The 7182-nt window shown below is 63.1% G+C and carries 7 protein-coding genes and 2 pseudogenes; 5 read left to right on the top strand and 4 right to left on the bottom strand.

All coding sequences use genetic code 11. The features are described from left to right. The 4 genes and pseudogenes from JOZ79_RS06870 to trbB all read right to left on the bottom strand — a co-directional run. Positions 1–844 (bottom strand): annotated as a pseudogene (locus tag JOZ79_RS06870) (conjugal transfer protein TrbE); the annotation flags it as partial. 5 nt (positions 845–849) lie between these two features. Beyond that, entirely contained in the window at positions 850–1116 is a 267-nt protein-coding gene (locus JOZ79_RS06875; RefSeq protein WP_294072387.1) for a VirB3 family type IV secretion system protein, read from the bottom strand. A gap of 11 nt (positions 1117–1127) precedes the next feature. Further along, a complete protein-coding gene (locus tag JOZ79_RS06880) occupies positions 1128–1499 on the bottom strand; it encodes a TrbC/VirB2 family protein (protein ID WP_294072390.1) in 372 nt (123 codons plus the stop codon). Beyond that, a complete protein-coding gene (gene trbB, locus JOZ79_RS06885; protein ID WP_294072402.1) occupies positions 1496–2425 on the bottom strand; it encodes a P-type conjugative transfer ATPase TrbB in 930 nt (309 codons plus the stop codon). The genes JOZ79_RS06880 and trbB overlap by 4 nt, the downstream gene beginning before the upstream one ends. Before the next feature lie 339 nt (positions 2426–2764). Here trbB and JOZ79_RS06890 point away from each other — a divergent pair, with 339 nt between their 5' ends. From JOZ79_RS06890 to JOZ79_RS14130, 5 genes and pseudogenes are all read left to right on the top strand, one after another. After that, on the top strand, positions 2765–3367 hold the full coding sequence (locus tag JOZ79_RS06890; RefSeq protein WP_294072393.1) for a sigma-70 family RNA polymerase sigma factor: 603 nt from the start codon (positions 2765–2767) through the stop codon (positions 3365–3367). Beyond that, positions 3309–3479: pseudogene (locus JOZ79_RS14125) on the top strand (DUF4880 domain-containing protein); the annotation flags it as partial. The gene JOZ79_RS06890 and the pseudogene JOZ79_RS14125, both read left to right, overlap by 59 nt. Positions 3480–3488: 9 nt before the next feature. Next, complete coding sequence (locus tag JOZ79_RS06895; RefSeq protein ID WP_294072396.1) at positions 3489–4307, top strand: FecR domain-containing protein; 819 nt, start codon at positions 3489–3491, stop codon at positions 4305–4307. A 274-nt stretch (positions 4308–4581) separates the two neighbouring features. Continuing rightward, positions 4582–6804, top strand: a complete 2223-nt coding sequence (locus JOZ79_RS06900) for a TonB-dependent receptor (RefSeq protein ID WP_294072399.1) — start codon at positions 4582–4584, stop codon at positions 6802–6804. 2 nt (positions 6805–6806) lie between these two features. Beyond that, positions 6807–7182, top strand: a 376-nt coding sequence (locus JOZ79_RS14130) for a tannase/feruloyl esterase family alpha/beta hydrolase (RefSeq protein WP_366514800.1), incomplete at its 3' end; no start/stop codon positions are given.

The following is a 7182-nucleotide window of genomic DNA, read 5'->3' on the forward strand; positions in this document are numbered from 1 at the left end:
GGATGCGGGTCAGCATCCGCTGCGCCGACACCTTGTCGAGGCAGATCGCGCGCGTCGTCCAGCGGTAGGCGAAGCCGAGCCGGTTCAGCTCGTCGAGCATCCCCGGGACCGTCGCCGCCGGAAAGCCGGTGATCGACAGGCAGCGCAGATGCTTGTTGCCGAGCTGCGGCGCGAGCCCGCCCACCAGCACCTCGTCCGCTAGCAGCGCGTCGAGGTGCATCGGTGTCTCGGGCACGCCGATCCGCTGATCATGCGTCGAGATCGTCGAATGCAGGTAGGTCAGCGTCTCGGATGGCAAGAGCCAGGCCGCCTCGGGCATGACGCCCTCGATCATGTCGAGGAGGCGGCCCGTCTCGCGCTCGAAATCATCGAGATGGTCGGCGGCGGTTGCGATCGCCTGAGCGCCGCCCTCGTAGAGCAGCGCGGACGCTCGCGACGTGTCGTCGGCCGGCGGCAGCCATTGCAGCGTCAAATAGAAGCTGCTGGTGAAGTTCGGCTGATCGACGTCGCCGCCCTCGAACAGGTGGCGGCGTTCCTCGTCGATTAACGCCGATACCGGATCGGCGAAGCCCTCCGAGATCGGATAGCCCGGCGCCGCCCTGCGCTGCGCCTCAACATAGATTGCCCATCCGGTGCCGAGCCGTTTGAGCGCACTGTTGAGCCGCGCCGAAGTCGCGATGAGTTCAGCCTGGGTCGCGCTGTCGAGATCAGGGCCGCGAAAGCGGGCGGCTCGCAGGAAGCTGCCGTCCTTGTTGAGGATGATGCCGGGAGCGATCATCGCCGCCCAGGGCAGGAAGTCCGAGAGCCGCGACGCGCGGCGGGCATGTTCGCGCAGGAACAACATGGCCTTTAGCTTTCGAAGAGGGTGGGAAGCGCGATGTGGCGGCGGGCGACGGGGAGGATCTGCGGGTCGCGGCGCGCGGCGAACACGGCAAGACCGTGCCCGACCACGGCCATCACGATGCCGGCGATCCAGAGGCGAAGCCCGATCCCGATCGCGGCAGCGAGCGTCCCGTTGACGATCGCCAGCGCGCGCGGCGCGCCCGCCAGCAGGATCGGCTCGGCGAGCGCGCGATGCACCGGCGCCGCGAACCCGGGCAGATCGCCCCCCATCATGGGGTCCTGCATCAGACCAGCGCCCCGCCGCCGAAGCTGAAGAAGCTCAGGAAGAAGGACGACGCCGCGAACGCGACCGACAGGCCGAACACGATCTGGATAAGCTTGCGGAAACCGCCGGACGTGTCACCGAACGCCAACGTCAGGCCGGTGATCACGATGATGATCACGCCGATCACCTTGGCGACCGGGCCCTGCACCGAGTCGACGATCGACTGCAGCGGGGTTTCCCACGGCATGCCGGTGCCGCTGGCCTCGGCGGGGACCGCGATCGCGAGACCAAGGCCGACCGTGACGCTGGCCAAGGCCTTGCGCCCGAGGTCGGGCCCGCGCTCCCGCGCACTGGCGATCCGGGCGGACAACGAACGACGAGTAAGGATCATGATGGATCTCCGGCTTTCATGAGGAGAGGAAGGAGGCGGTAGGTGCCGTCGGGGGCGAGGCCTTCGACACGAACGAGTTCGGACAGCCGACGCTCGGCGCCGCGGCCCGTCAGCACTGCGATTACGTCGATCGTCTCGGCGATCAGCGCGCGCGGGATATGGGCGATGGCTTCGAGGATCAGCTGCTCGAGCCGATGCAGCGCGGCGGTCGCGGTGCCGGCATGGATCGTACCGATCCCGCCGGGGTGACCAGTGCCCCAAGCTTTCAACAGGTCGAGCGCCTCGGGACCGCGCACCTCGCCGATCGGTATCCGATCAGGGCGCAGCCGCAGACTCGATCGTACCAGGTCGGTCATGCTGACGCCCGGTGCGGTCCGCAGCGCGAGAACATTGGCAGCGTCGCAGCGCAGCTCGCGCGTATCCTCGATCAGGATGATGCGGTCGCTGCCGCCCGATGCCACTGCCAGCAAGGCATTGGTGAGCGTCGTCTTGCCGGTCGAGGTGCCCCCCGCGACGAGGATATTGGCGCGGTCTTTGACCGCGCCCGCGAGATAGGTGGCGGCCGTTGCCGTCATCGTGCCCGCGGCCACATAGTCGGCGAGCGCTAGCGGCAGGCTCGCCGGCCGACGGATCGAGAAGACCGGCTCGGTCACGACCGGCGGCAACAGACCTTCGAAGCGCTCTCCGCCCTCCGGCAGCTCTGCCGACACACGCGGGGAGCCGCGATGCACCTCCGCGCTGACATGGTGCGCAACGAGCCGGATGATGCGCTCAGCCTGCATCGGCGATAGGCGCTCGCCGGTATCGGCCATGCCGCTATCCAGCCGGTCGACCCACAGGCGCCCGTCCGCGTTGAGCATGATTTCGGAGACTTGGCGCTCATCGAGCCACGTCGCGATGGCAGGACCAAGAGCGCTGCGCAGCATCGCGGTGCTGCGAAATGCGACGATGTTTCTGACCTCTGCCAACGCTGGTCTCCCAAGCGCCGGGCGTCATCGCTACCGGCGTTGGGCAGCTAAAGAATGCGAAGATCAGTCGATCACAACAGCCCAATCGCGCGAGCGTATCTGCGGCGGTCTACGGCTACACAGGGGCTAGGCGTCGCGCAGCACTGTCGACGTCTTTGAGGCTATCGAAGCTGGAACCACACCTTTCGGTTCGGTCTGACGCAGCCGATTCGTGGTGCCCTGCCGCAACTCACTAACTCTGTGCGCGCCGCCGGGAGTGTCGCCGGCTTGTCACTTTCAGCCAGTATCGGTCGAACAATGCTCGCATCTTCCGAGAGAGCCTACTGGCTTACGCAATACATCCTGGTACATGAACCTGAGCTAAGGTCTTGGCTTGGGCGCCGTGCAATTCCAGGTCTCGATATCGATGATGTGATCCAGGAGAGCTATGCGATCCTGGCCGGGATGAAGTCCACCGATCATATCCATAACCCCCGCATCTATCTATTCGAGGTAGCGAAATCGGTCGTCCTCCAATCATTTCGCCAATCTCGCGTTGTTGCATTTAGCGCGTTGGCCGAGTTTGATGCGCTCTCTATCCCCGATTCTGCCCCGTCACCGGAGATGATCGCTGCGGGGCGGCAGGAACTGGGACGCCTTGCGAAGCTGATCGACAAGCTCCCGACGAAATGCCGGGAAGCCTTCGTTCTCCGGAAAGTGCGCGGGCTCAGCCAGCGCGATGTGGCTTCCGCTATGGGAGTGTCGGAGAACACGGTGGAGAAACACATCGGGAAAGCGCTCGGTGTCCTGGGCCATGATATTGGCCGTGGCGGAAACCGCAGGGTAACGGCATCTTATACCCATGAATCAAGCAACTCCGACGGAGCCGGACCCGCCACGAGAATCGGCAGCCGAGATTGAGCAAGCTGCGGCGGATTGGGCAGCTCGGATCGATCGCGGTCCCCTTTCCGACGACGAACAGCTTAAACTCGAAGCGTGGGCATCAGCCGACAGCCGTCGATCGGGTGCTTATGCCCGTGCGATGGCGATCAATCTCCACCTCGACCGGGCAGCGGCGCTCGGCGAAGAATTTGTAGACCGAAGCGCACCAAATGAACGGCCGACGCGGCGGCAAATGATGGCGACGGCGGCGAGCGTCGCCGTTGCTGCGACAGCTGGCCTCGGCCTCCTTTCCTTCCGCCGACACGGCACGGGTCCGGCGCTGCCGGCGATCGCGACCTCAAAGGGCGGCACGCGCGAGGTGGCGCTTCGCGAAGGCTCGCACGTCACGCTCAACACGCTGACGCGATTGAGGCCGACAATGACGGCGAGCGTGCGGCGGATCGACCTTGATGAGGGCGAGGCGCTGTTCGACGTCGCCCCCGACCCCAATCGTCCTTTCATCGTCTATGCGGGCGACCTGAGTGTTCGCGCGGTCGGCACGAGCTTTACCGTACGCCGCACCGGGCCAGAGGCGATCCGCGTGGTCGTGACCGAGGGGGTGGTTGAAGTGGGCCGCGGTGAAGAGGTTCTGGGTCGCGTACATGCTGGCATTGCTTTCGCGGTAAACGCTGATTCGAGTCCGGTCATCACGATGCTCAATCCAGCACAGGTCGAGAGCGCGCTTGCTTGGCGTTCCGGCCGGCTCGATCTGCAGGGAATGACCCTCGGCGAAGCGGCAGAGGAATTCAGTCGGTATTCCGACATTAAGATCAGAGTGGACGACACATCTATCGCGGATCGGCACATTACCGGCATTTACGCGACCAACGATCCGGAGGGTTTTGCCCGCAATGCCGCGCTGAGCCTTGGACTGAAGACCGTCCGGCAGGGAAACCAGGTGATTATCTCGAAGGACTGACATTTTTCTCGCGCACCAATGGCGGGACGATCCCCGAGCTGCATCCTAAGGCAACTGGGGCAGCAGTCCCGGCAATGATGCGGGGGAATGCATGATCTCGAGAAATGTCCTGCTGAGCGGCGTTGCCTTTGCCCTCGCAACCTTGTCTTCGTCTGCGGTGGCACAAATCGCGCGGTTCGATATTCCGGCGCAGAGCGCACCCAGCGCCATCGCCGCCTTCGGTCGGCAATCCGGACTTCAGGTCATCGCGCCTGCGGACATGCCGGCGTCGGTCATGAGCCACGCCATCGAGGGTTCGCTCGACGCTCGAGCAGCGCTAAATGAACTCATCCGGGGCACCGGTCTCGAGATCGTATCGGACAAGGGCGGTATCATCGTCCTGCGCCTAAACGCGTTCATGGGAAACCGAAGCGGTGGGGCCGAGAACGGTTCCGACATCGTCGTCACCGCGCAGAAGCAGTCGCAGCGCGCAAAGGACGTTCCCATTCCGTTGGCGGTCGTGAACACCGGCAACCTTACTGACAACGGCAAGGTGCTCCTCAAAGACTATTACAACACGATCCCGGGGCTGCAGATCACGCCATCGTACGAACAGAATACGATGATCGCGATCCGCGGCATCACGACCGGTAGCAGCGCCATTCCAACCGTCGGCTTCGTGATCGACGACGTACCGTTCGGAAGCCCGATTGCCCAAGGAAACTCGCTTCCGGACATCGATCCGGGCGATCTGGAACGGATTGAGGTTCTTCGTGGTCCGCAGGGAGCCCTTTACGGCGCGAGCAGCATGGGCGGACTTATTAAATTTGTCACTAGAACCCCCTCGACCGACCGGTTCAGCGGCCGGGTCGAAGCTGGGATCTCCGCGATCGAGAATGGTGCCCAGGCGGGCTACCAGGTTCGCGGCGCGTTCAACATTCCGATATCGGACAACCTTGCAGTACGCCTCAGCGGGTTCCGCCGGCAAGAGCCCGGTTGTATCGATGATCCATCGATCGGCCGCACAGGCGTCAACGAACTCCGCACTTATGGTGGGCGATTTTCGGTACTGTGGAAGGTCGGGGACAACGTCTCTATTATCGGAAGCGCGCTTTATCAAAGTGATCGAGGCGATGGCGTCTCCGACGTCACGGTTGGTCCTGGCCTCGGCGATCTTCAGCAGAAATTCATTCCGGGCACAGGTGCATCGCATCGTGTGACGGAAGCCTACAGCCTGACGGTGAAGGCCGACCTCGGTAGCTTCCACATCGTCTCGCTAACTGGTTACAACAAGACACGCTACCGGGACAATTTCGACTTCAGCGCGGTCTTCGGCGGATATGTTAACAATACATTCGGGGTCTCCGGGGCGCCCTATGCCGACGACTTTCAACCAGAGAACCTCACCGAAGAACTGCGCCTCACCAAAAAGTTCGGCGACAGAATTGATTGGGTGGTCGGCGGCTTCCTTGCCGACGACACGAACAATCTTCATCAGACCGCATACGCAGCGAATCCGACAACGGGGCAGATCGTCGGGGTCGGTGACGACGGCTACTATCACTACAAATATCATGAATACGCGGTCTTCACGGACCTGACTTTCCACGCGACCGACAGGCTCAGTGTCCAGGTCGGCGGACGGTACTCGTCCCTTGAGAACATCACGGGCCCTTACAGCATCGTGGAGCCGATCTTCACGGGAAATACCAACCCGGTCATCCAGAAAGTGCTCGACGCGCATTTCCACCCGGCAACATATCTCGTGACGCCACAGTACAAGATCACGAAGGACCTCATGGTCTATGCCCGCTTCGCCTCGGGTTTCAGGCCCGGCGGCGGCAATCTGCTGTTCCCGGGAGTGCCCGTCACGTTCAATCCGGACAAGACCTATAATTACGAGGTCGGCCTCAAGGGCGATCTCATCGGTCACAAGCTGTCGATCGACGCGTCCCTCTATTACGTCGATTGGAAAAACATCCAGGTCTTCGAATATACTCCCACCTATCATGGCTACACCGGCAACGGCGGTCGCGCAAAGAGCGAAGGCGTAGAGGTCGCCCTGACAGCCCGCCCGTGGACCGGGTTTACCGCCTCCGGATGGGTCGATTACGACAAGGCCGTCCTGACCGACGCATTCCCCACCGGGGCGTCCGCCTACGGCGGGCCCGGTGATCGGCTGCCATCGGTTCCGGCCTGGTCCGCCAATGGCACGATACGCCAGGAATGGCCAATCGGAACGGAGGTGACGGCCTATGCCGGTGGCACCATCACCTATGTCGGCGATCGGCAGGGCACCTTCCTCGCCGCCGGCCAAACGCGGCAGAACTTTCCTGCGTACACGCAGGTCGATCTTAGCATCGGCGCGAAGTGGAAGGGCTGGGAAACCAACATCTACGTCAACAACGTCACCGACAAGCGTGGCGTGTTAGAAGGGGGCGTCGGATATTCGATTCCCACGAGCTTTTTCTACATACGTCCGCGCATCGTCGGTGTCTCGGTTTCGAAATCGTTCTAGGTATGTGCCCTTGGCTGTCTCGGACGCTCTTGGCTTGCGGGCTTGCGCTTCTGAGCCAGCCTTGTTCGGCCGAAGCGCGGTGCGATCGGCTCGGTAACCTTCGCATCGCGAAGGTAGACGTGCTGTCGTCGGTCTGGGTGCCGGCAAGACCGACACCCGCCAGCGTCGCGACAGTTGCGGGAAATTCGGTTATCGCACTGGGCGCACACTGCGTCGTGAAGGTCGTGGCGCGCCCGACCAACGATTCTGCAATCGGGATCACGATCTGGCTCCCTGAGAGTTGGAACGGTCGATACGAGCAGGTAGGCAACGGCGGCTGGGCGGGCGCCATCCACGAGAGCCCGCTAGCCGCGGCGGTTGCACGCGGCTATGCGGCGG

It is taken from the genome of Sphingomonas sp., assembly GCF_019242355.1.
Classification (GTDB): Bacteria; Pseudomonadota; Alphaproteobacteria; order Sphingomonadales; family Sphingomonadaceae; genus Sphingomicrobium.